The 24,875-nt window shown below is 70.8% G+C and carries 23 protein-coding genes; 11 read left to right on the top strand and 12 right to left on the bottom strand.

The features are described 5' to 3' along the window. Nucleotides 1–8 precede the first annotated feature (8 nt). The 4 genes from AQJ11_RS27210 (at nucleotide 9) to AQJ11_RS27195 (ending at nucleotide 3,075) form a co-directional block, all read left to right on the top strand. Entirely contained in the window at nucleotides 9–989 is a 981-nt protein-coding gene (locus tag AQJ11_RS27210; RefSeq protein WP_014673192.1) for a ribose-phosphate diphosphokinase, read from the top strand. A 255-nt stretch (nucleotides 990–1,244) separates the two neighbouring features. After that, nucleotides 1,245–1,838 carry a 50S ribosomal protein L25/general stress protein Ctc gene (locus AQJ11_RS27205; protein WP_059264728.1) on the top strand — a complete coding sequence of 198 codons (594 nt, stop codon included), beginning with the start codon at nucleotides 1,245–1,247 and terminating at the stop codon, nucleotides 1,836–1,838. A 75-nt stretch (nucleotides 1,839–1,913) separates the two neighbouring features. Beyond that, nucleotides 1,914–2,516, top strand: a complete 603-nt coding sequence (gene pth / locus AQJ11_RS27200; RefSeq protein ID WP_041665259.1) for an aminoacyl-tRNA hydrolase — start codon at nucleotides 1,914–1,916, stop codon at nucleotides 2,514–2,516. A gap of 52 nt (nucleotides 2,517–2,568) precedes the next feature. After that, nucleotides 2,569–3,075 carry a hypothetical protein gene (locus AQJ11_RS27195; RefSeq protein WP_175252171.1) on the top strand — a complete coding sequence of 169 codons (507 nt, stop codon included), beginning with the start codon at nucleotides 2,569–2,571 and terminating at the stop codon, nucleotides 3,073–3,075. 85 nt (nucleotides 3,076–3,160) lie between these two features. Here the strand turns inward: AQJ11_RS27195 and ppc are convergent, their stop codons facing one another. Beyond that, nucleotides 3,161–5,893 (bottom strand): phosphoenolpyruvate carboxylase, encoded by a 2,733-nt coding sequence (gene ppc / locus AQJ11_RS27190; RefSeq protein ID WP_059264726.1) that lies wholly within the window; start codon nucleotides 5,891–5,893, stop codon nucleotides 3,161–3,163. Between the two features lie 304 nt (nucleotides 5,894–6,197). Between ppc and AQJ11_RS27185 the strand changes: the two genes are divergently transcribed. Further along, nucleotides 6,198–7,205, top strand: a complete 1,008-nt coding sequence (locus AQJ11_RS27185) for an acyl-CoA desaturase (protein WP_014673197.1) — start codon at nucleotides 6,198–6,200, stop codon at nucleotides 7,203–7,205. Further along, nucleotides 7,202–7,879 carry a TetR/AcrR family transcriptional regulator gene (locus tag AQJ11_RS27180; RefSeq protein WP_014673198.1) on the top strand — a complete coding sequence of 226 codons (678 nt, stop codon included), beginning with the start codon at nucleotides 7,202–7,204 and terminating at the stop codon, nucleotides 7,877–7,879. Before AQJ11_RS27185 ends, AQJ11_RS27180 begins: the two co-directional genes overlap by 4 nt. Here the strand turns inward: AQJ11_RS27180 and AQJ11_RS27175 are convergent. After that, complete coding sequence (locus AQJ11_RS27175) at nucleotides 7,864–8,247, bottom strand: VOC family protein (RefSeq protein ID WP_059264723.1); 384 nt, start codon at nucleotides 8,245–8,247, stop codon at nucleotides 7,864–7,866. The two genes, AQJ11_RS27180 and AQJ11_RS27175, sit on opposite strands and share 16 nt — an antisense overlap. 2 nt (nucleotides 8,248–8,249) lie before the next feature. Continuing rightward, the gene (locus AQJ11_RS27170; RefSeq protein ID WP_059264721.1) at nucleotides 8,250–9,062 is read right to left on the bottom strand and encodes a trans-aconitate 2-methyltransferase; all 813 of its coding nucleotides are present in this window, start codon (nucleotides 9,060–9,062) and stop codon (nucleotides 8,250–8,252) included. Between the two features lie 89 nt (nucleotides 9,063–9,151). Between AQJ11_RS27170 and tamR the strand changes: the two genes are divergently transcribed. Then, nucleotides 9,152–9,649, top strand: coding sequence for a MarR family transcriptional regulator TamR (tamR, locus tag AQJ11_RS27165; RefSeq protein WP_014673201.1), 498 nt, complete (start codon nucleotides 9,152–9,154; stop codon nucleotides 9,647–9,649). Here the strand turns inward: tamR and AQJ11_RS27160 are convergent. Beyond that, nucleotides 9,608–10,375: a LuxR C-terminal-related transcriptional regulator gene (locus AQJ11_RS27160; protein WP_058080835.1), complete on the bottom strand. Its 768-nt coding sequence runs from the start codon at nucleotides 10,373–10,375 to the stop codon at nucleotides 9,608–9,610. The two genes, tamR and AQJ11_RS27160, sit on opposite strands and share 42 nt — an antisense overlap. A 310-nt stretch (nucleotides 10,376–10,685) precedes the next feature. Here AQJ11_RS27160 and AQJ11_RS27155 point away from each other — a divergent pair, with 310 nt between their 5' ends. Next, complete coding sequence (locus AQJ11_RS27155) at nucleotides 10,686–11,141, top strand: GNAT family N-acetyltransferase (RefSeq protein ID WP_203348936.1); 456 nt, start codon at nucleotides 10,686–10,688, stop codon at nucleotides 11,139–11,141. A gap of 6 nt (nucleotides 11,142–11,147) precedes the next feature. Here AQJ11_RS27155 and AQJ11_RS52160 read toward each other — a convergent pair whose 3' ends face one another. The 4 genes from AQJ11_RS52160 to galT all read right to left on the bottom strand — a co-directional run bounded on the left by AQJ11_RS52160 (nucleotide 11,148) and on the right by galT (nucleotide 14,962). Further along, complete coding sequence (locus AQJ11_RS52160) at nucleotides 11,148–11,615, bottom strand: hypothetical protein (RefSeq protein ID WP_059264719.1); 468 nt, start codon at nucleotides 11,613–11,615, stop codon at nucleotides 11,148–11,150. Nucleotides 11,616–11,787: 172 nt separating this feature from the next. Then, the gene (gene galK / locus AQJ11_RS27145; RefSeq protein WP_059264717.1) at nucleotides 11,788–12,942 is read right to left on the bottom strand and encodes a galactokinase; all 1,155 of its coding nucleotides are present in this window, start codon (nucleotides 12,940–12,942) and stop codon (nucleotides 11,788–11,790) included. After that, nucleotides 12,942–13,904 (bottom strand): UDP-glucose 4-epimerase GalE, encoded by a 963-nt coding sequence (galE, locus tag AQJ11_RS27140; protein ID WP_014673207.1) that lies wholly within the window; start codon nucleotides 13,902–13,904, stop codon nucleotides 12,942–12,944. Before galE ends, galK begins: the two co-directional genes overlap by 1 nt. Then, nucleotides 13,901–14,962, bottom strand: coding sequence for a galactose-1-phosphate uridylyltransferase (gene galT, locus AQJ11_RS27135; protein WP_059264715.1), 1,062 nt, complete (start codon nucleotides 14,960–14,962; stop codon nucleotides 13,901–13,903). Before galT ends, galE begins: the two co-directional genes overlap by 4 nt. Before the next feature lie 194 nt (nucleotides 14,963–15,156). On the opposite strand from galT, the gene AQJ11_RS27130 reads away from it, so the two are divergent. Together AQJ11_RS27130 and AQJ11_RS27125 are read left to right on the top strand one after the other, a co-directional pair. After that, nucleotides 15,157–16,848: a sodium:solute symporter family protein gene (locus AQJ11_RS27130; protein WP_059264712.1), complete on the top strand. Its 1,692-nt coding sequence runs from the start codon at nucleotides 15,157–15,159 to the stop codon at nucleotides 16,846–16,848. Between the two features lie 20 nt (nucleotides 16,849–16,868). After that, nucleotides 16,869–17,222, top strand: coding sequence for a hypothetical protein (locus AQJ11_RS27125; protein WP_014673210.1), 354 nt, complete (start codon nucleotides 16,869–16,871; stop codon nucleotides 17,220–17,222). Between the two features lie 187 nt (nucleotides 17,223–17,409). Here AQJ11_RS27125 and AQJ11_RS27120 read toward each other — a convergent pair whose 3' ends face one another. From AQJ11_RS27120 to AQJ11_RS27105, 4 genes are all read right to left on the bottom strand, one after another. Further along, complete coding sequence (locus tag AQJ11_RS27120) at nucleotides 17,410–18,096, bottom strand: helix-turn-helix transcriptional regulator (protein ID WP_079082415.1); 687 nt, start codon at nucleotides 18,094–18,096, stop codon at nucleotides 17,410–17,412. 159 nt (nucleotides 18,097–18,255) lie between these two features. Continuing rightward, a complete protein-coding gene (locus AQJ11_RS27115) occupies nucleotides 18,256–20,061 on the bottom strand; it encodes an outer membrane protein assembly factor BamB family protein (RefSeq protein WP_059264708.1) in 1,806 nt (601 codons plus the stop codon). Nucleotides 20,062–20,164: 103 nt separating this feature from the next. Next, nucleotides 20,165–22,054: an outer membrane protein assembly factor BamB family protein gene (locus AQJ11_RS27110; RefSeq protein ID WP_059264705.1), complete on the bottom strand. Its 1,890-nt coding sequence runs from the start codon at nucleotides 22,052–22,054 to the stop codon at nucleotides 20,165–20,167. 235 nt (nucleotides 22,055–22,289) lie between these two features. Beyond that, on the bottom strand, nucleotides 22,290–24,098 hold the full coding sequence (locus AQJ11_RS27105; RefSeq protein ID WP_059264703.1) for an ABC-F family ATP-binding cassette domain-containing protein: 1,809 nt from the start codon (nucleotides 24,096–24,098) through the stop codon (nucleotides 22,290–22,292). Between the two features lie 183 nt (nucleotides 24,099–24,281). Between AQJ11_RS27105 and AQJ11_RS27100 the strand changes: the two genes are divergently transcribed. Continuing rightward, on the top strand, nucleotides 24,282–24,875 hold the full coding sequence (locus AQJ11_RS27100) for a Uma2 family endonuclease (protein ID WP_059264701.1): 594 nt from the start codon (nucleotides 24,282–24,284) through the stop codon (nucleotides 24,873–24,875).

The raw sequence follows: 24,875 nt of genomic DNA, 5'->3' as shown, positions 1-24,875 counted from the left end.
ACTGTGCTGTGACCGGGATCAAGACGACCGGCGAGAAGAAGATGATGTTCTTCTCCGGCCGCGCCCACCCCGAGCTTGCCGAGGAGGTCGCCCAGCAGCTGGGTGTCGGGGTCGTCCCGACGAAGGCCTTCGACTTCGCGAATGGTGAGATCTACGTCCGTTACCAGGAGTCGGCTCGTGGTGCGGACTGCTTCCTGATCCAGAGCCACACGGCTCCGATCAACAAGTGGATCATGGAGCAGCTGATCATGATCGATGCGCTGAAGCGTGCTTCGGCGCGGTCGATCACTGTGATCGTGCCGTTCTACGGTTACGCGCGGCAGGACAAGAAGCACCGGGGTCGTGAACCGATCTCGGCGCGTCTGATCGCGGATCTGATGAAGACGGCGGGTGCGGACCGCATCCTGACCGTGGATCTGCACACCGATCAGATCCAGGGTTTCTTCGACGGTCCGGTGGACCACTTGTTCGCGCTGCCGCTGCTGGCGGACTACGTGGGCGGGAAGGTGGACCGGGACAAGCTGACGGTCGTGTCGCCGGACGCGGGCCGGGTGCGGGTGGCGGACCGGTGGTGCGACCGGCTCGGTGCGCCGCTGGCGATCGTGCACAAGCGGCGTGACAAGGACGTGGCGAACCAGGTGACGGTCCACGAGGTCGTGGGTGAGGTCAAGGGTCGTGTGTGTGTCCTGGTGGACGACATGATCGACACGGGTGGCACGATCTGTGCGGCTGCTGACGCGTTGTTCGCGCACGGTGCGGAGGATGTCATCGTGACGGCGACGCACGGTGTGCTGTCGGGTCCGGCGGCCGATCGGCTGAAGAACTCGCGGGTGAGTGAGTTCGTGTTCACGAACACGCTGCCGACGCCGGGTGAGCTGGCGGCGGATCTGGACAAGATCAAGGTGCTGTCGATCGCTCCGACGATCGCGAGTGCGGTGCGTGAGGTGTTCGAGGACGGCTCGGTGACCAGCCTCTTCGACGAGCAGTGAGGTTTCTGCACTCCCTTCCGCACCTCCTTCCGCACCTCCTTCCGCACCTCCTTCCGCACCTCCTTGCGAGCCCCCTCGGGCGCCCGTAGGTGATCGTTTTGGGTATGGCCTCCCCTGCCGAGTAGACTGCTGCAGTTGCTCGGCGAGGGAGGCCGTACTCGTGTACGGCGGTCCGTTATCGACGCGCTCTTCGTAGCAGGCCGTTCGTGGCCGGGTGACCACGTCCGTTCCGAGTTCCTACGAGGAGTGATCCATATGTCCGAGGTGAAGCTCAGCGCCGAGACCCGCACCGAGTTCGGCAAGGGTGCGGCCCGCCGCATCCGCCGTGACAACAAGGTGCCGGTCGTTCTGTACGGCCACGGCTCCGACCCGCTGCACCTGACCCTGCCGGGCCACGACCTGCTGCTGGCGCTGCGTACGCCGAACGTCCTGATCTCCCTGGACATCGACGGCAAGTCCCACGAGCTGGCGATCCCGAAGGCCGTGCAGCGCGACCCGCTGAAGGGCTTCCTGGAGCACGTCGACCTGCTGCTGGTCAAGCGTGGCGAGAAGGTCACGGTCGAGATCCCGGTGCACGTCGAGGGCGAGCTGGCCCCGGGCGGCAACCTGCTGGAGCACGTCCTGGACGCGCTGCCGGTCGAGGCCGAGGCCACGCACATCCCGGAGCAGGTCACCGTCTCCGTCGAGGGTCTGGCGGCCGGTGCCTCCATCCACGCCAAGGACATCGCGCTGCCGAACGGCGCGTCCCTGGCCGTGGACGAGGACGCCGTGGTGATCCAGGTCCTGGCCGCGCAGGCCGAGGAGACCGAGGGCGAGGGCGCCGAGGGCGAGGAGGCGGCGGAGGCCTGATCCTCGCCGTCGTCATCATCTGTTCAGCCGCCGCCTCCCTCGCCGGGGGCGGCGGCTGGCGCGTATCAAGGAGACATGGACGTGACCACCGCCGCCAGTGATCCCTGGCTCATCGTCGGGCTCGGCAATCCCGGGCCGGAGTACGCCATGAACCGGCACAACGTCGGGTTCATGGTGGCCGACCTGCTCGCGGAGCGGATCGGGGGGAAATTCAAGCGGGCGGGCAAGGCGCAGGCGCAGGTGCTGGAGGGGCGGATCGGTCCGGCGGGGCCGGGGAGCCGTCGGGTGGTGCTGGCGAAGCCGATGTCGTACATGAACCTGTCCGGTGGTCCGGTGAACGCGCTGCGGGACTTCTACAAGGTTCCGCTGGGGAACGTCGTCGCGGTCCATGACGAGCTGGACATCGACTACGCGACGCTGCGGCTGAAGCTGGGCGGCGGTGACAACGGGCACAACGGTCTGAAGTCGATGACGAAGGCGATGGGTCCGGACTACCACCGGGTGCGGTGCGGGATCGGCCGGCCGCCGGGGCGGATGCAGGTGGCGGACTTCGTGCTGAAGGACTTCTCCTCGGCGGAGCGCAAGGAGCTGGACTGGTTCGTGGACCGTGCGGCGGACGCGGTGGAGTGTCTGGTGACGGAGGGTCTGGAGCGGGCGCAGAGCGCGTACAACTCCTGACTTGTCCGGGCTTGGTGCTGCGGGGAGTTGACCGGTCGTAGGGATATGGCCAATGATCCCGGCCATGCCTGCCTCAGCCAGTACCGCTCGTCAGACGTCCGTGTCCGCGTTGCGTTTCGGGCGGGTCGCGGCGATGGGTGCGCTCGCCGCGCTGATCCTGTTCGCCGGGGTGCGGGGGTCCTGGGGGACCGCCCAGCACGTGATGCTGGCGAAGGGGCGTGAGTCCGGCACGGTGAAGGTGACGCGGTGTGCCGGGGACACCTGTACGGGGCCGTTCACGCCGACGTCGGCGGGGGCGCGGCCACGCGCGCGTGTGGAGATCGAGAAGTCGGTGGCGGTGCGTACGGGGTCGACGTACGCGGTGGTGCTGAAGCCCGGTACCGCGGAGGCGGTGCGGTCCGGTGCGGCGGGCGTCCTGTACGCCTGGCTGCCGCTGGGCGGGGCGTTGCTGCTGGCCTCGGTGGTGGTGGCGGGCGGGATGCGGCTGGCCCGGGTGGCGTGGGTGCTGGGGCTGTCCGGCGCGGTGCTGCTGACGGCGGCGTTCGCGGCGTCGCAGTGACGTGCGCGGTGTCGCGGTGGGGTGAGCGAAGGAGGGTGCCCCCGGGGTCGTACGGCCTCGGGGGCACCCTCTGTTCCGCAGAGGGTCAGCCGGTGTTGCGCAGGCCCGCCGCCACGCCGTTGACGGTGAGGAGCAGGGCGCGGGAGAGCAGCGGGTCGGGGTCGGTGCCGGCCGCGGCGGCGTCGCGCTGCCGCTTGAGCAGGGCGACCTGGAGGTAGGAGATCGGGTCCAGGTAGGCGTCGCGGATGGCGAAGGTCTGCTTGAGGACCGGCTGGGCGTCCAGCAGTTCCTGCTCGCCGGTGATCCGCAGGACCTCGTGGACGGTCAGCTCGTGTTCGGCCTTGATGGTGTCGAAGACGTGCTTGAGCTCGTCGGGGACGAGGGTGTCGACGTAGTGCTGGGCGATCCGCAGGTCCGTCTTGGCGAGGGTCATCTCGACGTTGGAGATGAAGTTGCGGAAGAAGTGCCACTGTTCGTGCATCTCGCCGAGCACGCTGTCCAGACCGGTTTCCCGCAGCGCCTTGAGGCCGGAGCCGACGCCGAACCAGCCGGGCACGATCTGCCGGGACTGGGTCCAGCCGAACACCCACGGGATGGCGCGCAGGCCGTCGAGCGAGACGCCCGAGCCGGGGCGGCGGGAGGGCCGCGAGCCCAGGTGCAGCTCGGCGAGCTGGTCGACGGGCGTGGAGGCGAGGAAGTACGTCGGCAGGTCGGGGTCCTCGACCAGGCGGCGGTAGGCGGCGTGGGCGGCGTCGGAGACGACGTCCATGGCCGCGTCCCAGCGGGCGAGGGCCTCGTCGGACTGGCGGGGTGCGGTGTGCAGGGCGGAGGCCTGGAGGGTGGCCGCGACCGTCAGTTCCAGGTTCTCCCGGGCGAGGGAGGGGATGAGGTACTTGTCGGAGATGACCTCGCCCTGTTCGGTGACCTTGATCTCGCCCTCCAGGGTGCCCCAGGGCTGGGCGAGGATGGCGTCGTGGGAGGGGCCACCGCCGCGGCCGACGGTGCCGCCGCGGCCGTGGAAGAGGCGCAGGCGTACGCCGTAGCGGTGGGCGACGTCGCGCAGCCGGCGCTGGGCGCGGTGGATCTCCCACTGGCTGGTGGTGATGCCGCCGAACTTGGAGGAGTCGGAGTAGCCGAGCATGACCTCCTGGACGTCGCCGCGCAGCGCGACCAGGCGCCGGTAGGACGGGTCGGAGAGCATGTCCTCCAGGATGGTGTCGGCGGCCTTCAGCTCGTCGGTGGTCTCCAGGAGGGGGACGATGCCGATCTTGGCCCAGCCGGCGTGCAGGTCCAGCAGTCCGGCTTCGCGGGCGAGGACGGCGGCGGCGAAGACGTCGTCGGCGCCCTGGCACATGGAGATGATGTAGGACTCGACGACCTCGGGGCCGAAGACCTCCAGGGCCCTCTTGACGGTCTCGAAGACGCCGAGGGTCTTCTGCGCGGCGGCGTCGACGGGGGCCGGGGTGGGGGCGAGCGGCCTTCTGGAGCGCAGTTCCTTGGCGAGGAGCCGGGCGCGGTAGTCGCGGGGCATGTCGGCGTAGCGCCAGGACTCCTCGCCGAGCCGGTCGAAGAGCTGGCCGAGGGCGTGGTGGTGGGCGTCGGCGTGTTCGCGGACGTCCATGGTGGCGAGCTGGAGGCCGAAGGCGGCCAGGGTGCGGATGGTGCGGGCGAGGCGGCCGTCGGCGAACAGGCCGCCGCGGTGCTCGCGCAGGGAGGCCTGGATGATGCGCAGGTCCTTCAGCAGCTCGCCGGTGCCGAGGTAGTCGCGGCCCTCCTCGTGCGGGGTGCCCTTGGCGAGGCGCTGCTTGGTGTTCTCCAGCTTCTGCCGGATGCAGGTGGCCTTGAGCCGGTAGGGCTCCTCGGCGTTGAGGCGCTTGTAGCGGGGGCTGATCTCGGGGAGCAGCTCCAGGTCGGTCTTGAGGGAGTCGAGGAGCTCTTCGGTGGCGCCGGTGTAGCGGATGGAGTTGGAGAGCAGTCCGCGCAGCTCGTCGATCATCTCCAGGGCGTCGTTGATGCCGTGTTCGTGCTGGAGGATGAGGACGTCCCAGGTGACCTGGGGGGTGACGTTGGGGTTGCCGTCGCGGTCGCCGCCGATCCAGGTGCCGAAGGTGAGGGGGCGGGTGTCGTCGGGGAGCTTGACGCCGACGCGCTCCAGTTCGGCGGTCAGGTCCTCCAGGACGTCTCCGACGGCGTCGGCGTGCAGCTCGTCGAGGTAGTAGATCGCGTTGCGGGCCTCGTCGGCGGGTTCGGGGCGTACGACGCGCAGCTCGTCGGTCTGCCAGACGAGGTCGATGTTCTCGGCGAGGCGGACGTCGTGGCGGCGGCGGTCGGTGTCGAGGACGGGGGTGTCCAGGAGCGCGGCGATGCGCCGGAGCTTGTTGAGGACGGAGCGGCGCGCTGCCTCGGTGGGGTGCGCGGTGAAGACCGGGCGGACGTTGAGGTTCTGGACGGTCTGCCGCAGGTGCTCGGGGTCGGCGTCCTTGAGCCGGTCGGCCGTGCGGGCGAGCAGGCCGCCCTCGGCGGCGCGCCGGGCGCGCAGTTCGCGGCCCCGGTGCACCTGTTCGGTGATGTTGGCGAGGTGGAAGTAGGTGGAGAAGGCGCGGACCAGCTTGGCCGCGGTGTCCAGTTCGGTGCCGCGCAGCAGCTCGGCGGCGGCGTCACCGTCTTCGCGGGTGAGGCGGCGGACCTTCTCGACCAGTTCGAGGAGCTCGGGGCCTTCCTGCCGGACGAGGGTCTCCCCCAGGAGATCACCCAGCCGGCGGATGTCGGCGCGCAGCTCGCTGCTGGTCGTGGTGGTCTGGTCGTCGGCACTGCTCACAGGTGCGGCTCCTTGCAGTGTTGAAGCTCGTCTGGGAGGGAACCCGGCCGGCTGCCACACACGGCGGGTGCCGCATACGGGCCGGAGGGTCCGGGAAGGAAACTTCAGCGGACCGCGCTGTCCGACCGAGTCCAAGGATAGGTGGCCATGTGGACGCGCAGGCTCTGGGGCTCTTGCCGCCGCGCGACACGCTGCCATACTTACGATGCCGTAGGTTACGGAACCGTAGGGAAGCACCGTCGACTCCCGTACGGTCCCCGCGGCCCGGCATCTGCCTCGACCATCGACCCCACAGGGGACGCGCATGACCTCAAGTTCCGATGTGATCGACGAAGCCCGTAAGGCCACCGACACACCCCCTCCCTCCGCCACGCTGGGCGGCGAGCAGAAGCGTTCGATCGAGCAGATCACGCTGCTCCTGTTCATCACCGTGCCGTTCCTGGCACTGGTGGCGGCCGTGCCGCTGGCCTGGGGCTGGGGGGTGAGCTGGCTCGATCTGGGCCTGCTGGTCTTCTTCTACTTCCTGGGCTGCCACGGCATCACGATCGGTTTCCACCGGTACTTCACCCACGGTTCGTTCAAGGCGAAGCGGCCCCTGCGGATCGCGCTCGCGATCATGGGTTCGCTGGCGGTCGAGGGGCCGCTGGTGCGCTGGGTGGCCGATCACCGCAAGCACCACAAGTTCTCCGACGCGGAGGGCGACCCGCACTCCCCGTGGCGGTTCGGCGAGACGCTCCCGGCGCTGATGAAGGGCCTGTGGTGGGCGCACATCGGCTGGATGTTCGACGAGGAGCAGACCCCGCAGGACAAGTACGCGCCGGATCTGATCAAGGACCCGGCGATGCGGGCGATCTCCCGGCAGTTCGTGCTGTGGACGGCCGTGTCCCTGGGGCTGCCGCCGCTGATCGGCGGTCTGGCGACGATGTCCTGGTGGGGCGCGTTCACCGGGTTCTTCTGGGGTTCACTCGTCCGGGTGGCGCTGCTGCACCATGTGACGTGGTCGATCAACTCGATCTGCCACGCGGTCGGCAAGCGGCCGTTCAAGTCGCGGGACCGTTCGGGCAACGTGTGGTGGCTGGCGGTGCTGTCCTGCGGTGAGTCCTGGCACAACCTGCACCACGCCGACCCGACGTCGGCGCGGCACGGTGTGATGCGCGGCCAGATCGACTCCTCGGCCCGGTTCATCCGCATCTTCGAGCTGCTCGGGTGGGCGTACGACGTGCGCTGGCCGTCACGCTCGCGTATCGATTCGCGGCGTCACACCGGGGAAGGCGGCTCCCGGCGCCGGGGGGAGACGGCCGAGGCGGCATGATTGACGCCGTGGCGACCGACTCCAGCAGCACCTCAGGCAACGACAAGCAGCGGCGGACCCGCCGGACCCGTATGACCGGTGCCGAGCGCCGCCAGCAGTTGCTGGAGATCGGTCGCACCCTCTTCGCCGCCAAGGGTTTCGAGGGCACGTCGGTGGAGGAGATCGCGGCGAAGGCCGGGGTGTCCAAGCCGGTGGTGTACGAGCACTTCGGCGGCAAGGAGGGGCTGTACGCGGTGGTGGTGGACCGCGAGATGCGGCGCCTGCTGGACATGGTCACCAGTTCGCTGACGGCCGGCCACCCGCGTGAGCTGTGCGAGCAGGCGGCGTTCGCCCTCCTGGACTACATCGAGGAGTACACGGACGGTTTCCGCATCCTGGTCCGCGACTCCCCGATCCCGCAGTCCACGGGCTCCTTCGCGTCCCTCATCTCGGACATCGCCACCCAGGTGGAGGACATCCTGGGCCGCGAGTTCAAGTCGCGCGGCTTCGATCCCAAGCTCGCCCCCCTCTACGCCCAGGCGCTGGTCGGCATGGTCGCGCTGACCGGCCAGTGGTGGCTGGACGTGCGCCGCCCGAAGAAGGCGGAGGTGGCGGCCCATCTGGTGAACCTGGCGTGGCACGGCCTGGACGGCCTGGAGCAGAAGCCGCGCCTGATCGGTCACCGCAAGAGCTGAGCGGCCTGGGGGGCCGGCTCCAGGAACTCCAGGCGGTTGCCGACGGGGTCCTCGCAGAAGAAGCGCCGGTGGCCGGGGAGGCCGTCGTCCCAGGTGACCTCGGCGCCCTGCGCGGCGAGGCGGGCCGCGTACGCCTCGATGTCCCGCACCCGCAGCCCGGGGTGGGCCTTCTCCGCGGGCCGGAAGCCGTGCTGGATCCCTAGATGGAGCCGGACGGAGCCCGCCTCGAACCAGCATCCGCCGCGCGCGGCGAGCGCCGGCGGCTTGGGGACCTCGGTCATGCCGAGGACGCCGGCGTAGTACGAGCGCAGCGTGTCCTCCGACCCGAAGGGGGCCGCCAACTGCACATGATCGATCGCCACCAGCACGCTCAACCCTCCTTCACGGCCACGGCGAACAGCCGGCGGAAGGGCAGCACCGTGCCGTACGGCGCGCTCGGGTAGGCCTTCCGCAGCAGGTCCCGGTACTCGGTCAGGAACGCCTCGCGCGCCTCGGGGTCGTCGGCGAGGGCGGTCAGCGCGGGCCTGAGGCCGGTGCCCTTCACCCAGTCCAGGACCGGGTCGTCGCCCTCCAGGACGTGGAGGTACGTCGTCTGCCAGACGTCGGCCGTGCAGCCGAGGCGCGCCAGCCGGTCCAGGTAGGCGCCGGGGGCGTGCACGGAGTCCGTGCGGCGCAGGACGTCGGCGAGGCGGTCCCGCCAGCGGGGGGTGGCGGCGAGGTCGCGCATGAGGGCGTGCAGCGGGGCGTCGATGTTGTCCGGGACCTGGAAGGCGAAGGTGCCGCCGGGGCGCAGGGCGGCGATCCAGTCGGCGAAGCGGTCGGCGTGGCCCGGCACCCACTGGAGGGTGGCGTTGGAGACGATCAGGTCGTACGGCTCCGTGGGCGTCCAGGTCCGCACGTCGGCGTGGGCGAAGTCGAGCCGGCCGCCCTGGGCCGTGGGTCCCTCATGGTCGACGTGGGCCTTGTCGAGCATCTCGGGCGAGTTGTCGTAGCCGGTGATGCGGGCGGTGGGCCAGCGGTCGGCGAGCAGGGCGGTGACGTTGCCGGGGCCGCAGCCGAGGTCGGCGATGCGGGGTGCGTCGCCCGGCAGGCGCGGGATGCGGGCGAGGAGGTCGGCGAAGGGCCGGGCCCGGTGCCCGGCGTGGCGGAGGTACTGGGCGGGGTCCCAGCTGGGCGTCGTCATACCCTCCACTCTCCCCGCCCGTTTCTCTCGATGTCAAGAGACTCGACATCAAGAGACTTCACATCGACACAACCACTACACTGATCTCTATGGAGGACGAGGTCGATCGGCTGGTCGCAGCGTGGCGCCGGGAGCGTCCGGACCTCGACGTGGAGCCGCTGGAAGTGCTCAGCCGGGTGAGCCGACTCGCCCGGCACCTCGACCGCGCCCGCCGGCTCGCCTTCGCCGAGCACCAGCTGGAGCCCTGGGAGTTCGACGTGCTGACCGCGCTGCGGCGCGCGGGCACGCCGTACCAGCTCTCCCCCGGCCAGCTGCTCACCCAGACACTGGTCACCTCGGGCACGATGACCAACCGCATCGACCGGCTGGCGAAGAAGGGCCTGGTCGAGCGGCTGCCCGACCCCAGCGACCGGCGGGGCGTGCTGGTCCGGCTGACCGACGAGGGCCGCGACCGCGCGGACCAGGCGCTGGCGGGCCTGCTGGAGCAGGAGCGGGCGATCCTCGCCGAGCTGTCCCGCGCCCAGCGCGCCGAACTGGCCGGTCTGCTACGCCAGCTGACCGCCCCGTTCGACAACATCCCCGGCTAGGTCCACCGGCCCCACCCCGGCCCGCCGGGCCAGCGCGACGGCGGCCAGCGTGGAGTGGACGCCCAGCTTGCCGAGGACGTTCTGCATATGGGTGCGGACGGTGTGCGGGGAGAGGAACAGCCGCTCGGCGACGGCCTTGCGGCCGAGCCCCGCGACCATGCAGCGCAGCACCTCCCGCTCGCGCGGGGTGAGGGACTCCACCAGCCGCTCGCTCTCGGTGCGGTGCTTGCGCGCCGCCGTCAGCTCCTTCAGCACGCCGGTGAGCAGCGCGGGCGGCAGGTGCGTCTCGTCGCGCAGCACCCCCCGGATCACCGTCAGCAGCCGGGACAGCGAGCAGTCCTTGGCGACCCAGCCGGACGCCCCCGCCTGGAGCGCGAGGGCCGCGCGGCGCGGGTCGTCCTTCTCGGCGAGGACGACGATCCGTACGGCGGGGTGGGCGGCCCGGACCCCGGTGACGAGCGAGATCCCGTCGACCAGCCCCTCCTCGTCGCCCTCGTGCACCGGCACGGCCGGGCGGGCGCCGGGCAGCCGGCCGCCCAGGTCGGCGTCGACCAGCAGGACGTCGTAGCGCCGGCCCTCGCCGGCCGCGCGCTCCAGGCAGCGCAGCGCGGCCGGACCGCTGCCGGCGGCGAAGACGTCGACGTCGGGCTCGGCGGCCAGGGCGGCGGCGAGCGACTCGGCGAAGATGCGGTGGTCGTCCACGACCAGGACTCGGATGCGAACCACGTAACCCCCTTCCCCAGGCTCCGCGCGGAGCAGGGGATACCCAAGGTCCGGAAAGCTCCGGAACTGGTCGGTCCGGAAAGGCCCGGAAAGGATCCGGAGAACGACGACCGGCGCGGGTACGACACCCGCGGAGAGGGGACGCGCGCCGCACGGCCGCCGCCGTTGCGAACACTGCTACCCCCACCGCGGGCGCCGTACCCGCCTGTCTCGCCCCCTGAGCGGCACCGGCCCCCACCGGTGCTGCTCCACAGAGTACGGATGGGAGCACGCGACGGAAGGCGAATCGCAGAACTGGCCGTCCGGCGCGTTTATGGTGTGCCGCATGTTTCGTATTGAGGCGGAAGTCGACAAAGAGCGACGTGATCTGCTCCGCGCACGGCTGCGGGACACCAACACGGCGGCGTCCCCGGTCCTGGCCGCACTGCGCGGCACGCCCGCCGAACGCGAAGCGCCCCTGCACCTGTGGGCACTGGACACCGCGGGCGACCTGGCGGGCGGCCTGGTCGGCCACACCTGGACGACCTGGCTGCACGTCACCTACCTGTGGGTGGACGCCGCACACCGCGGCGCGGGCCTCGGCACCCGCCTGCTGGCGGAGGCGGAACGCATCGCCGCGACCGACCGCGGCTGCACGGCGTCCCGCCTGGAGACCTGGAGCTTCCAGGCCCCGGAGTTCTACCGGAAACAGGGCTACGAGGTGGTGTGCGTGATCCCCGACTACCCGCCGGGGATCACGGAGTACACACTGACGAAGCGACTGGTCTGACGGGGCTCACTCCACCGCTGCGGGCGGGGGCGGGGGCGGAGGCGGATAGGGCGGTCGGGGCGGAACCCGGGGGCCGGGCGGGCCCGACGGCGCGGGCGGCGGCGGCTGAGGTTCCATCGAGCGCCGGGGGCGGGGTGCCGTGGACCTGGGAGTCAGGGGCGGAGCCGGGGCCGGCGGAGGCGGGGGCGGCAGTTCCTCGCCCCCGAGCACCGGGCCGCCCGCTCGCAGCCGCTCGACGGTCCGCTGGGCCCGGCGGCGGGCCCGGGGGTCGTCGTCGCGCCGGAAGAGCAGCCGCACGCTGAGCGGGGTGCGATACCCGAACGCGAGGCCAGCGCCGCGCGACTCCTCCGTGGCGATCAGCCGGTAGCCGAGCGCGTGCGCGATCTCCTCGGCCCGAGCCTTCACGGACACCGGGCCCCGGATCTCGACGTGCCCCCGGCCGTCGAAGCGTGAGCGGATCTCGTCGTCCTTCATCAGCGGCCCCCGTAGCGCGGCAGTCGGGCGGGAAAGCCCCCCGACCTGCACCTTACCGGTCATGCCAAATCCGAGGCGGAGGAGGGCACTTCGCCTTCGGGAGCACGGGGTCGGCGATGACGCCGGCCCCGTACACGGTGACCGTGTACGGGGCCGGTCGGGACGACGGGCGTCAGCTCAGCCGCCGGGCCCCCGCCGAAGGGACCGCCTCGAAGACGCGCGGGGTCTTGAAGTCCGCCGCCGCGAAGGCCTCTTCGACCGCCTTGGTCAGGGTGTCGACGTCGGCCGCCTCCGCCAGGACGATCGCCGAGCCGCCGAAGCCGCCGCCGGTCATGCGGGCGCCCAGGGCGCCGGCGGCGAGGGCCGTGTCGACGACCAGGTCCAGCTCCGGGCAGGAGATGCGGAAGTCGTCGCGCAGGGAGGCGTGGCCCTCGGTGAGGACCGGGCCGATGGCGCGGGTGTCGCCGGCGCGCAGCAGGGCGACGGTGCGTTCGACCCGTTCGTCCTCCGTGACCACGTGGCGGACCAGACGGATGACCTCCTCCTCGTCGCCGAGGCGGGCGAGGGCCGCGTCCAGGCCGTCGTAGGGGATGTCCCGCAGGGCGTCGACGCCGAGCAGGGCCGCGCCCTTCTCGCAGCCGGCCCGGCGCTTGCCGTACTCGCCGCCGCTGTGGGCGTGCTTGACCCGGGTGTCGACCACCAGCAGGCGCAGGCCCTCGGCCACGAGGTCGAAGGGGATCTGCTGTTGGGACAGGTCACGGGTGTCCAGGAACAGCGCGTGGCCCTGCTCGCAGCAGGCCGACGCCGTCTGGTCCATGATCCCGGTCGGCGCGCCGACGTAGACGTTCTCGGCGCGCTGGCACAGGCGGGCCAGCTTCCAGCGCTGGAGGCCGAGGTCGTACAGGTCGTTCAGCGCCAGGGCGATCACGACCTCCAGCGCGGCCGACGAGGACAGGCCCGCGCCCGTCGGGACCGTCGAGGACAGGTGGACGTCGGCGCCGGTCACCTCGTGACCCGCCTCGCGCAGCGCCCAGACGACGCCCGCCGGGTACGCCGTCCACTCCCGGTCGGTCTGCGGGGCGAGGGCGTCCAGCCGCAGCTCCACGACCCCGCCCTCGACGTCCTCGGAGTGCAGGCGCAGGACGCCGTCGTCACGGCGGGAGACCGCGGCGACCGCCTGGTGCGGCAGCGCGAACGGCATGACGAAGCCGTCGTTGTAGTCGGTGTGCTCACCGATGAGGTTGACCCGGCCGGGCGCCGCCCACACGCCCTCCGGCCCGGCCCCGTACAGCTCGGCGAAACGCTCCGCGACCTGCTGTGCACCCACTAGTGCTCCCTTGTGATGCTCTGCGCGAACTCCCACGCGTCCGCGACGATGCCCGCGAGATCCGCGCGGGTCGGGTTCCAGCCCAGTTTCTCGCGGGCGGTGTCCGCGGAGGCCACCAGGACCGCCGGGTCGCCGCCCCGGCGCGGGGCCACCACCTCGGGGATCGGGTGGCCGGTGACCTCGCGGACGGTCTCGATGACCTGGCGGACGGAGAAGCCGTTGCCGTTGCCGAGGTTGCAGATCAGGTGCTCGCCCGGGGTGGCGGCCCGGACGGCCAGCAGATGGGCCTCGGCCAGGTCGGCGACGTGGATGTAGTCGCGGACGCAGGTGCCGTCGGCGGTCGGGTAGTCGTCGCCGAAGACCGAGATCGCGTCGCGGCGGCCCTGGGCGACCTGGAGGACCAGCGGGATCAGGTGCGACTCGGGGTCGTGCCGCTCGCCGTACGCGCCGTACGCGCCCGCCACGTTGAAGTAGCGCAGGGAGACCGCCGCCAGGCCGTGCGCGTGCGCCTCGCCGGTGATCATGTGGTCGACGGCGAGCTTGGAGGCGCCGTAGGGGCTGGTGGGCCGGGTCGGCGCGGTCTCCGGGATCGGGGTCTGCTCCGGCTCGCCGTAGGTCGCGGCGGTGGAGGAGAAGACCAGCTTGCGGACACCGGCCTCGCGCATCGCGGCGAGCAGGGCCATGCTGCCGCCGACGTTGTTGTCCCAGTACTTCTCGGGCTTCACCACCGACTCGCCGACCTGGGAGAACGCGGCGAAGTGCAGCACGCCGTCGAAGGAGGGGTCGAGCCACTTGCCGGCGTCGCGGACGTCGCCCTCGACGAAGGCCGCGCCGGCCGGGACGCCCGCGCGGAAGCCGGTGGAGAGGTTGTCGAGGACGGTGACCTCGTGGCCGGCCTCCAGCAGGTGCTGGGCCACGACACTGCCGACGTATCCCGCGCCACCCGTCACCAGGTACTTCATGAACTCGCTACCTCTCGCAGTCGCTCGGCCGCGCGCTCCGGCGGCACGTCGTTGATGAACACGCTCATGCCGGACTCGGAACCCGCGAGGAACTTCAGCTTGCCGGAAGTACGGCGGATGGTGAAAAGCTCTAGGTGGAGCGCGAAGTCGTCGCGCGTGACACCGTCGAACTCCTCCAGCGCGCCGAACGGGGCCTGGTGCCAGCCCGCGATGTACGGCGTGGGCGGCTCGCCCTCGCCGAAGATCCGGTCGAAGCGCTTCAAGAGTTCCAGATAGACCTGGGGGAACTCTGTGCGGGCCGCCTCGTCCAGGGCGAGCAGGTCGGGCACGCGGCGCTTGGGGTACAGGTGGACCTCGTACGGCCAGTGCGCCGCGTACGGCACGAAGGCCGCCCAGTGTTCACCCTCAAGGACGACCCGCTCGCCGGCGAGTTCCCGTTCGAGGACGGCGTCGAACAGGTTCTCCCCGCCGGTGGCCTCCTTGTGCGCCGCGAGCGAGCGGAGCATCAGCGCGGTGCGCGGGGTGGTGAAGGGGTAGGCGTAGATCTGCCCGTGCGGGTGGCCGAGGGTCACGCCGATCTCGGCACCGCGGTTCTCGAAACAGAAGACCTGCTCGACGGCGGGCAGATGCGACAGCTCCGACGTGCGGTCCGTCCACGCGTCGAGCACCAGCCGCGCCTGCTCGACGCTCAGGTCCGCGAAGGAGGCGTCGTGGTCGGAGGTGAAGCACACGACCTCGCAGCGGCCGGAGTCGCCGGCGAGGGAGGGGAACCGGTTCTCGAAGACGACGACGTCGTACGAGGAGTCCGGGATCTCGCTGAGCCGGTCGCCGCGGGTGGGGCACAGGGGGCACTCGTCGGCCGGCGGGTGGTAGGTGCGGCCCTGGCGGTGCGAGGCCACGGCGACCGAGTCGCCGAGCAGCGGGTCGCGGCGGATCTCGGAGGTGGTGACCGTACGGTCCAGCGGGCGCCGGTCTACCGCGTCGCGCACGGTGTCGTCCCGCAGGTCGTAGTAGATCAGCTCACGACCGTCGGCCAGCCGGGTCGAGGTCTTCTTCACGCCGGACTCCTTGTTCGGGCCCTACGGGTGTGTCCGCACCCAATCACTCAACACAAACAAACATAACAGACCACAAGTCCACAACACCTCGGTCGATCACAATCAAACAAAGAACACCAGCTGGAGTGTTCAAATAACGAACACGGCGGCGTAGGTTCCGCTCTGGATCAGTTCGCGCAACGAAGCGAGTTCTCATGCAAACCCCCACATACGCCCCCACCTATCTGGCGGCGGAGCTACGGCTCCCCACCAACTGGCTGGACTACACGATCCTGGCGATCTACTTCGTCGTCGTCCTGGGCATCGGCTTCGCGGCCCGCCGCTCGGTCAAGACGAGCCTCGACTTCTTCCTCTCCGGACGCTCGCTGCCCGCCTGGATCACCGGCCTCGCCTTCATCTCGGCGAACCTGGCGGCCACCGAGATCCTCGGCATGGCCGCGAACAGCGCCCAGTACGGCGCCTACACCGTCCACTGGTACTGGATCGGCGCCATCCCCGCCATGGTCTTCCTCGGCCTGGTGATGATGCCCTTCTACTACGGCAGCAAGGTCCGCTCGGTCCCCGAGTTCCTGCTGCTGCGCTTCGACCGGGGCGCCCACCTGCTCAGCTCGATCCTGTTCGCGTTCGCCGCCATCCTGATCGCGGGCGTCAACCTCTACGCCCTCGCGATCGTCGTCGAGGCCCTGCTCGGCTGGCCGCAGTGGGTCGCCATCGTCGTCGCCGGCGCGTTCGTCCTCGCGTACATCACCCTGGGCGGCCTGTCCTCGGCGATCTACAACGAGGTCCTCCAGTTCTTCGTGATCCTGGCCGCGCTGATCCCGATCACCATCCTCGGCCTGAAGAAGGTCGGCGGCTGGGGCGGCCTGACCGACAAGCTCACCGCCACCCACGGCGCCGACTTCACCACCGCGTGGGGCGGCACCGGCATCGGGCACGCCAACCCGCTCGGCGCGAACTGGCTGACCATCGTCCTCGGCCTCGGCTTCGTGCTCTCCTTCGGCTACTGGACCACCAACTTCGCCGAGGTGCAGCGCGCCCTGTCCGCGAAGAACCTCTCGGCGGGTCAGCGCACGCCGCTCATCGCGGCCTACCCCAAGATCTTCATCGTCTTCCTGGTGATGATCCCCGGCCTGGTCGCCGCCGCGATCGTCCCGAAGTTCGGCAGCGCCGGCTCCGGCTACCAGTACAACGACGCCATCCCCTTCCTGATGCAGGAGCTGCTGCCCAACGGCGTGCTCGGCATCGCCGTCACCGGTCTGCTGGCGGCCTTCATGGCGGGCATGGCGGCGAACGTGTCGTCCTTCAACACCGTGTTCACCAACGACATCTGGGCGAAGTACGTGGTGCGGGGGCGCGAGGACGGCTACTACGTCCGCTTCGGCCGGCTGATCACCGCGATCGGCGTCTGCGCCTCCGTCGGCACGGCGTTCCTGGCGTCCTCGTTCTCGAACATCATGAGCTACCTCCAGACGCTGTTCTCCTTCTTCAACGTGCCGATGTTCGTCGTCTTCATCGTCGGCATGTTCTGGAAGCGGGCGTCCGCGAAGTCCGGCTTCTGGGGCCTGCTCGCCGGCACCGTGACCGCAATGGTCAACTACTTCGTCCTCTACAAGAAGGGCATCATCTCCATCCCGACCGACCAGGGCGCCAACTTCGTCTGCGCCATCGCCGGCTTCGTCGCCGGCGCGGTGGTGATGGTCGCGGTGTCCCTGTTCACCAAGCCGAAGCCGGTGGAGGAGTTGCAGGGCCTGGTCTACGGCACCAGCTCCCCCGGTATGTCCGAAGCGCCCGCCGCGGGCGACGACGCGTGGTACCGCAAGCCGGCCCTGCTGGGCTGGGGCGCGGTCGTGCTGGCCGCCGTCTGCTACATCCCGTTCTCGCTCTGACGCGGGAGGATCGAGGAACCATGACCGAGCATCCTGACCACCCCGAGCAGGCCCGTCGCCCGCTGCACTACACCGAGCAGGACGTCCTGCGGGAGGTCTCCGAGCTGGAGACCAAGTCGGCGACCGCGGCGCGCATCTTCGACCTGCGGCGCATCATCGGCGGACTCTTCGTGGTCTACGGCGTCATCGTCACGATCACCGGGATCACCGACTCGCAGGCCGCGATCGACAAGGCCGAGGGCGTGAACATCAATCTCTGGACCGGGATCGGCATGCTGCTCCTGGGCATCTTCTTCCTGGCCTGGCTGAAGCTGCGGCCCACACCGCCGCCGCTTCCTCCGGAGGGCCTGCCGGAGGAGAGGGCGGGCGAGTAGGCGCCGCCTTTCGTCTGCGGGCGCGCGGGGGCTGGTCGCGCAGTTCCCCGCGCAGCGACTCCCGGCCGCGGGCGGTAGCGCCGCAGGGCCTGCGGGCAGTCGTGTCGCTTGGGGCGGCACGGGTGGGCGCAGGCGGCACCCCGTCAGCGCGGGCAGGCGACCCCACCCCGGCCCCAGCGGAGGGTGCCTATTCGGCGGACGCGCCCCGCAGGGGGCTCGCGCGGTCCAGTAAGCCTGTGCGGGCTGCCAGGGCCGCCGCCTCCAGCCGGGAGCCCACGCCCAGTTTCATCAGCACCCGTTGGACGTGCGTACGCGCCGTGCTCGGTGCGATGCCCATCCCCGCCGCGATCCGCCGCGTGTCCTCGCCGTCGGCCACCCGCACCAGCACCTCGACCTCCCGCGGCGTCAGCATCTCCAGCAGCCGCTGGGCCTCGTCATCGGGCTGTGCGGCGGGATTCAGCAGCTCGCCGAAGGCCCCCTGGAGCAGTTGCGGAGCCACCGCCGCCTCCCCGGCCCGGGCCTTCATGATGGCCCGCTCGACCCCCTCGATCCGCTCGTCCTGCCGCACGTACCCCGACGCTCCCGCGGCGAAGGCCGCCGCGATGCCGCGCGGTGACGGCACGGGGCCCAGCACCAGCACCGCCACCTGCGGACGCTCCCGCTTGATCTTGACCACCGGGTCGAAGATCCCCGGCTCGGCCGGTGCCGCCGTGCCCAGCAGGCACACCTCGGGCGCCCGCGCGATCACGAGGTCCGCCGCGCCCGCGGCCGGCGCCGCCGCGGCGAGCACCCGGTGCCCGCGCAGCTTGAGCGCGGACGCCAGCGCCTCCGCGAGCAGCCGATGGTCGTCCACGACCATGAGCCGCACTCCCATAGAGCAACCCCCCAGTCCCCCGGGCACCCCCGCCCTTCATGCCCCCGGAAGCTACACGCTTGTTCGACGTAGCGCTGCCCCTCTTCATGAGAAGTGCCCCGGATCGATGAAATCCGGGGCACTTCTCGGCAAGTCACTCATTCGGGTGGGGCCGGCGGATCAGCCGTCCGCGCCGAACGCCATCACGAGGTACTCCTTGCTGTACGACGACATGTCCCGCTCCTTGGCGAAGACGGCGGACATGTACAGCCGGCCCTTGCCGAAGCGGAGTTCCGCGTACTCCGGCAGCAGGTTGACCTCGGAGTCCCGCACGCTCTTCGTGGACGGGTTCTCCAGCAGCTTGGTCACCTTGAACGAACCGCCGTCGATGCTCACGACCTGGCCGCCCTTGTTGTACGGCGGCGCGTTGTAGGCGATCAGGCTGCCGCCGTCCATGCGCAGCGGGGAGAGCGTGTAACCGTCGCCGGCCTCGGCGCGCTGGCCGGTCGGCTTGCCGGTCTTCAGGTCGAAGGCGACGATCTCGTTGGTCCGGGTGTACTCGCCCTTGCCGTCGTGCGCCTCGGTCATCAGGTACAGCCTGCCGTTGCCCGCCACGATCTGCCGGCAATCCTCGATGCGGTTGGTGGCGTCGCAGCGGCCCCCGTAGGTGTCGCCGGGCGCGGGGATGCGGGCGAGCAGCTTGCCGGTCCTGTCGTCGATGGAGAAGTAGTCCGAGACGCCGCTGCCGTCGCCCGCGCTCTGGCCGACGTCGGCCGCGACCACCAGCGGATCGGTGGAGACGATGGACGCGTACAGGACGCCATCCGGCATCCTGTACTCGGAGATCACCTTGCCGCTGACCGGGTCGATGGTCTGGATGTTGAGCTGCGGGTCGTCGTACTGCCCGCACTTGCGCACCGCGACCAGCCGGGTGCCGCCGCCGTACCCCTCGTCGTAGCAGGTGTCGTTGGGTTTCGGCTGCCACAGCGTCTTGCCGGACTCGATGTCGAACGCGGCGCCGCCGTCGGAGCCGCCGACCGCGACGGTGTGCTGGGCGACCGTCACATTGGCGAACATGACGGGGTAGTCACCGGACTTGACCGACTTCGTCCACAGCTTCTTCCCCGCGGTGAGGTCGATCGCGGCGACCTGGCTACACCCCGCGGAGGAGCCCTTCTCCGGCATCTTCGGCTGGAAGGCGATCGCCGTCCGGCCGTCGTCATCCACGTGCTTGCTGGCCGCGCACACCGGACCGGGCAGCTTGATCGTCCACAACTCGGTGCCCTTGACCGGGTCGTAGCCGACGATTTTCGCGATGCCGCTCTTGGCGTACACCGTGTCCGTCAGCCACGAGCCTTCCACGCTGACCGTGTCGTCCGCCTTGGGCAGCGGCACCCCGAAGAGCAGCCGGGAGGACGGGTCGGCGGGCGCCTTCTCCTTGCCGCCACCGCCGGTCGTGCCCCCGGAGCCCTTGTCGTTCGAGCCGCCGGTGGCGCCGCCGGAGGACGCGGTGTCGTGCTTGCCGTGGTCCCCGGAGGACTTGGCGTACCAGATGCCGCCGCCGATGATCAACGCGATGGCGACGACCGCCGCGACGACGATGAGCAGCACGGCGTTGTTCCGCCCGCCGCCGCCCGCCCCCGGCCGGGGCGCCATCGGCACGGTCGGCGGCTGTCCCTGGCCGGGATGCCCGTAACCCGGCTGCATGCCCTGCATGGGCTGCGTGGGCTGGGCGTAGGGGTTGGGCGGCTGGGCGCCGTAGCCGGGGAACTGCGGGGCGGTGGGGGCCGGGGGCTGCTGCGCGTACGGGTTGTGCTGCGCGCCCGGGTAGCCGTAACCGGGCTGCGGGGGCGGGGCCTGCGGATAGCCGTAGCCCGGCTGCGGCTGCTGCGGCGGCTGGGCCGGCGGCTGCGGGGGCTGCGCCGGCGGCTGGCCGGGCGGCTGGTTCGGCGGCTGGTTCGGGGGTGGCGGGGGCGGCTGGGTCATGGCGCGGGTACCTCGGTGACGCTCGGAAGGCCGTACGGCGGACGGGACTCGGGAAGGACGGGCCGCGGCCGGCACGGGGGCCGGCCGCGGCGGTGCGCCGGACTCAGTTGCCGAACGCCATCATGAGCTTCTCCTTCGAGTCGTCGTCGCCGGACAGCCGGCCCGAGGAGATGAAGAACCGCCCGCCGGCCCAGTCGACGACCCCGTCGTAGAAGGTGTCCTCGACCTGGGCGGCGCCCTGCGGGTTCTGCAAGAGCCTGGTCGTGCGGTGGGAGGAGCCGGCGACCGGCACCGACACCACCTGGCCGCCCGCGTCGTACGACGGCTGCACGTACGCGATGAGCTTGCCGCCCTCCACCTTCACCGGCGCCATCGGCTGGTCCACCGGGGACTTCACCCGCCACTTCTCCTTGCCGTCGGAGAGGCTGATCGCGACGATCTCGTTGGCGCTGACGGTGGAGTCTGTGGGCAGGTAGAGCATGCCGGCGTCGACGGCGACGCCCTGGCAGCCCTGCAACTCGCGTTCGAGGACGGCCCAGCCGCAGCGGGGGGCGAACTTCTCGTTCACCTTCACCTCGGAGCGGAACGTGCCGTTCTTGGTGAACGTGGAGATGTTCCAGGCCTTCTTGTCCCGGTTGGTCAGGTAGACCACGAGCGGGTCGACCGAGTAGGTCCGGGTCACCTCCCAGCCCTTCTTGACCGGCTGGGTCCAGCGCACCTTGCCGGTGGCCGGGTCGAGTTCCTGGATCTCCTCGTGCTCCTTGGCGGTGCCGGCGCCGCAGGAGGCCACCTGGATCAGCCGGCCGGTGCCGCCCGCGAAGGCGGCCGGGAAGCAGGCCGCGCCGTACTTCTTCTTGTCGTACAGCTTCTTGCCGCTGTCGATGTCGTACGCCGTGCCCGACTGCGAACGGCCCACCATCAACGTCTTGCCGCTGAGCGTCAGTTCGACGGTGAGCGCGCTGTCGAACAGCCCGCCGTCGGCGACCTCGGCGCTCCAGCCCTTCTCCCCGGTGCGCAGGTCGAGCTGCTGGAGCTGGTTGCACTTGGCGCGGTCGCCGCCGCCGTTCAGGTACGCCACGACGATCTTGTCGTCGGCCGACTTCTGCGGGGTGACCGCGCAGATCTTCTGCGGGAGGTCGAGCGGCCCCCAGGCGGTGCCGCCGTCCCCGGTGCGGAAGGCGAAGACCTGCTTGTAGGCCGCCTTCACCGCCGTGTCGCCGGTGATCCACATGCCGGGCGCGTCGGCGCCGGAGGCCGGGGCGTCCGGCGCCGGCTTGTACCAGAGCACCTTCGCCTCGCCGGGCCTGCGGCCCTTGTTGAGGTTCTCCGGGTCCTCGCCGCCGGACGTGGCCGGCGAGGCGGTGGCGGAGTTCTTGGGGTCGTCGCTCTGCTGCGCGACCGGCTTCTTCTTCTCGCCGCCGCCGCTGTCGCCGCCGGTGACCGCGAACACCGTGCCGCCGATGACGAGCAGCGCGGCCACCGCGGACCCGACGATCAGCGCGGTCTTCTTCCGGCCGCCCGGCCTGCCGTCGAGGGGACCGCCGGGCGCGGCGCCGGGCATGGCCGGGTACGGCGGCTGCTGCGGGTGGCCGTAGCCGGGCTGCGGGGCGCCGTACGGGCCGGGCTGCTGCGGCGGTTGCTGCGGGTAGCCGTAGGGGCCGGGGGCGGAGCCGTACGGGCCCGGCTGCTGGGGCTGCTGCGGATAGCCGTAGCCCAGCGGGGGCTGCGGGGGCTGCTGCGGAGGACCGGAGGGCGGCTGGGGTGCGCCGAAACCACCCTGCGCCGGCGGGGTCTGGGGAGCGGGACCGAAGCCACCCTGCGCCGGCGGGGTCTGCGGGGCCGGACCGAAACCACCCTGCGCCGGCGGGGTCTGCGGGGCGGGGCCGAAACCGCCGGCCTGCGGAGGCCGGTCCTGCGGGGGCCGGTCCCCCGGCGACTGGTCCTGCGGTGGTCCGAATCCGCCCTGCGGCGGCTGGTTGGGCGGCTGAATCATCAGCGCTCTTCCCCCTCGTTCACTGATTTTTAGCCACGCCCTGAGGTTCGCGACGGACTCAAGGTCGTTCTCAGACAGTTCTCAGACGGCTCTTTCTATCACCCGGTACAGACAGCACACGGGGCCGTGCCCTCCCCTGTTCCCAAGGGACGACCGGCCCGTGATGCCGTCGTTACGCGCCTTCACGCCCCCTTCACGCGGCGCTCGCGCCCCCTGCGTGAGCGGGCGTGAAGGATCAGGCGTCCTCCGCCAGTTCCAGCCAGCGCAGCTCCAGTTCCTCGCGCTCCCCGGCGAGGTCCCGCAACTGGGCGTCGAGTTCGGCGACCTTCGCGAAGTCGGTGGCGTTGTCGGCGATCTGGGCGTGCAGCTTGGACTCCTTCTCGGAGATCCTGTCCAACTGGCGCTCGATCTTCTGGAGTTCCTTCTTCGCCGCGCGCTGGTCGGCCGCGCTCTTCTCCTGCGTGACCGGCTTGGGCACCGCGGCGGCGGCCTGCGTGGCGACCGCCTCCTCCATCCGCTGCCGCCGCTCCAGGTACTCGTCGATGCCGCGCGGCAGCATCCGCAGCGCGCCGTCACCGAGCAGGGCGAACACCCGGTCCGTCGTCCGCTCCACGAAGAACCGGTCGTGGGAGATGACGATCATCGAGCCGGGCCAGCCGTCGAGGAGGTCCTCCAGCTGGGTGAGCGTCTCGATGTCGAGGTCGTTGGTGGGCTCGTCCAGGAAGAGGACGTTGGGCTCGTCCATGAGGAGCCGCAGGAGCTGGAGCCGCCGCCGCTCACCACCGGAGAGGTCCCCGACCGGCGTCCACTGCTTCTCCTTGGTGAAGCCGAACGTCTCGCAGAGCTGCCCGGCCGTCATCTCGCGCCCCTTGCCGAGGTCCACGCGCTCCCGGACCCGCTGCACGGCCTCCAGCACCCGCCAGGCGGGGTCGAGCTCGGCGACCTCCTGGGAGAGGTAGGCGAGCTTGACGGTCTTCCCGACGGCGATGCGGCCACCGGCGGGCTGCTCCTCGCCCTCGGTCCGCGCGGCCTCGGCCATGGCCCGCAGCAGCGAGGTCTTCCCCGCGCCGTTGACCCCGACGAGGCCGATCCGGTCGCCCGGGCCGAGCTGCCAGGTGACGTGCTTGAGCAGCACCTTCGGCCCGGCCTGCACGGTGACGTCCTCCAGGTCGAAGACGGTCCTGCCGAGCCGGGAGGAGGCGAACTTCATCAGCTCGCTGCTGTCCCGGGGCGGGGGGACGTCCGCGATCAGCTCGTTGGCGGCCTCCACGCGGAAGCGCGGCTTGGAGGTGCGGGCGGGGGCGCCCCGCCGCAGCCACGCCAGCTCCTTGCGGACCAGGTTCTGCCGCTTGGCCTCCTCGGTCGCGGCGATCCGCTCGCGCTCGGCACGGGCGAAGACGTAGTCGGAGTAGCCGCCCTCGTACTCGTACACGTCACCGCGCTGCACGTCCCACATGCGCGTGCACACCTGGTCCAGGAACCACCGGTCGTGCGTCACGCACACCAGCGCCGAGCGCCGGTTCTGGAGGTGCCGGGCGAGCCAGGCGATGCCCTCGACGTCGAGGTGGTTGGTGGGCTCGTCCAGGACGAGCAGGTCCTGCTCCTCGATGAGCAGCTTGGCCAGCGCGATCCGGCGCCGCTCGCCACCGGACAGCGGGCCGATGACGGTGTCCAGCCCCTTCGGGAAGCCCGGCAGGTCCAGCCCGCCGAACAGCCCGGTCAGTACGTCCCTGACCTTCGCGTTGCCGGCCCACTCGTGGTCGGCCATGTCACCGATGACCTCGTGGCGCACGGTGGCCTGGGGGTCGAGGGAGTCGTGCTGGGTGAGCACGCCGATCCGCAGTCCGCCGGAGTGCGTGACGCGTCCGGTGTCGGCCTCCTCCAGCTTGGCGAGCATCCGGATGAGGGTGGTCTTGCCGTCGCCGTTGCGTCCGACGACTCCGATCCGGTCCCCTTCCTGCACACCGAGCGAGACACCGTCCAGCAGCGCACGGGTGCCGTACACCTTGCTGACGTTCTCGACATTGACCAGGTTGACGGCCATTTCACTCCTGTGCGCGGGGCTGTGACGGTGTGCGGCTCCGCCGCGTGGGTCAGCCTTCTAGCGTAGGGCCTGCGGGGGTGAGGGCGGGGCGCGAGGGGGTTGTCACTCTTCGTGATGACGTGATCGGGAAAGGGTCGCTACGGTGGGAAGGCAGGCCGCAGGATCCCGTCCATGGGAGGAACCATGACCGCCGAGCCCGCAGAGCACCGCCGTCAGTGGCCGGTGCCACCCCTGGACGGCTACACCGTGGACGACCTGTTCACGCTGCCGGATCTCCCGCCGCACACCGAGCTGATCGACGGGAGCCTGGTTTTCGTGAGCCCGCAGCGCTACTTCCACTTCGCCGCGATCCACCTGCTGGCGAACGGGCTGCGCAGCACCGTGCCGTCCGACTTGAAGGTCGTGTGCGAGATGACGGTGGTATTGGACCGGCGTAACGGTCCGGAGCCGGACATCTCCGTGGTCCGCGCCGAGGCCGTCACCGGTCCGCGCCAGACCCGATTCGAAGCGGCCGACGTCCTGCTCGCCGTCGAGGTGATCTCACCGGACTCCGAGGCTCGCGACCGCGACACCAAACCGCACAAGTACGCCGCAGCCGGCATTCCCCATTTCTGGCTGGTCGACATGGCGGGCCAGGATGACCACCCTGTCGTCCAGGTGTACGAACGCGGCGAGGCCACCGGTACCTACGCGTTGACAGGCATCTACCACGACCACGTCAAGGTGACCGTCCCCTACGACATCCTCATCGACCTGACCACCTTCAACGAGTACTGA

Origin of the sequence: Streptomyces corchorusii, from assembly GCF_001514055.1 — a bacterium.
GTDB lineage: Bacteria > Actinomycetota > Actinomycetes > Streptomycetales > Streptomycetaceae > Streptomyces > Streptomyces olivaceoviridis.
Note: the sequence above shows the minus strand (reverse complement) of the source record. Positions and strands in the feature narration are given on the sequence as shown.

Coding starts and splice junctions, on each gene's coding strand:
- AQJ11_RS27205 (WP_059264728.1), top strand. CDS start 1,245: ATGTCCGAGGTGAAGCTCAGCGCCGAGACCCGCACCGAGTTCGGCAAG.
- AQJ11_RS27120 (WP_079082415.1), bottom strand. CDS start 18,096: ATGGGAGTGCGGCTCATGGTCGTGGACGACCATCGGCTGCTCGCGGAG.
- AQJ11_RS27110 (WP_059264705.1), bottom strand. CDS start 22,054: ATGATTCAGCCGCCCAACCAGCCGCCGCAGGGCGGATTCGGACCACCG.
- galE (WP_014673207.1), bottom strand. CDS start 13,904: ATGAAGTACCTGGTGACGGGTGGCGCGGGATACGTCGGCAGTGTCGTG.
- AQJ11_RS27195 (WP_175252171.1), top strand. CDS start 2,569: ATGATCCCGGCCATGCCTGCCTCAGCCAGTACCGCTCGTCAGACGTCC.
- AQJ11_RS27180 (WP_014673198.1), top strand. CDS start 7,202: ATGATTGACGCCGTGGCGACCGACTCCAGCAGCACCTCAGGCAACGAC.
- AQJ11_RS27105 (WP_059264703.1), bottom strand. CDS start 24,098: ATGGCCGTCAACCTGGTCAATGTCGAGAACGTCAGCAAGGTGTACGGC.
- AQJ11_RS27100 (WP_059264701.1), top strand. CDS start 24,282: ATGACCGCCGAGCCCGCAGAGCACCGCCGTCAGTGGCCGGTGCCACCC.
- AQJ11_RS27155 (WP_203348936.1), top strand. CDS start 10,686: ATGGTGTGCCGCATGTTTCGTATTGAGGCGGAAGTCGACAAAGAGCGA.
- AQJ11_RS27125 (WP_014673210.1), top strand. CDS start 16,869: ATGACCGAGCATCCTGACCACCCCGAGCAGGCCCGTCGCCCGCTGCAC.
- AQJ11_RS27115 (WP_059264708.1), bottom strand. CDS start 20,061: ATGACCCAGCCGCCCCCGCCACCCCCGAACCAGCCGCCGAACCAGCCG.
- AQJ11_RS27170 (WP_059264721.1), bottom strand. CDS start 9,062: ATGACGACGCCCAGCTGGGACCCCGCCCAGTACCTCCGCCACGCCGGG.
- tamR (WP_014673201.1), top strand. CDS start 9,152: ATGGAGGACGAGGTCGATCGGCTGGTCGCAGCGTGGCGCCGGGAGCGT.
- AQJ11_RS52160 (WP_059264719.1), bottom strand. CDS start 11,615: ATGAAGGACGACGAGATCCGCTCACGCTTCGACGGCCGGGGGCACGTC.
- pth (WP_041665259.1), top strand. CDS start 1,914: ATGGACGTGACCACCGCCGCCAGTGATCCCTGGCTCATCGTCGGGCTC.
- AQJ11_RS27185 (WP_014673197.1), top strand. CDS start 6,198: ATGACCTCAAGTTCCGATGTGATCGACGAAGCCCGTAAGGCCACCGAC.
- AQJ11_RS27130 (WP_059264712.1), top strand. CDS start 15,157: ATGCAAACCCCCACATACGCCCCCACCTATCTGGCGGCGGAGCTACGG.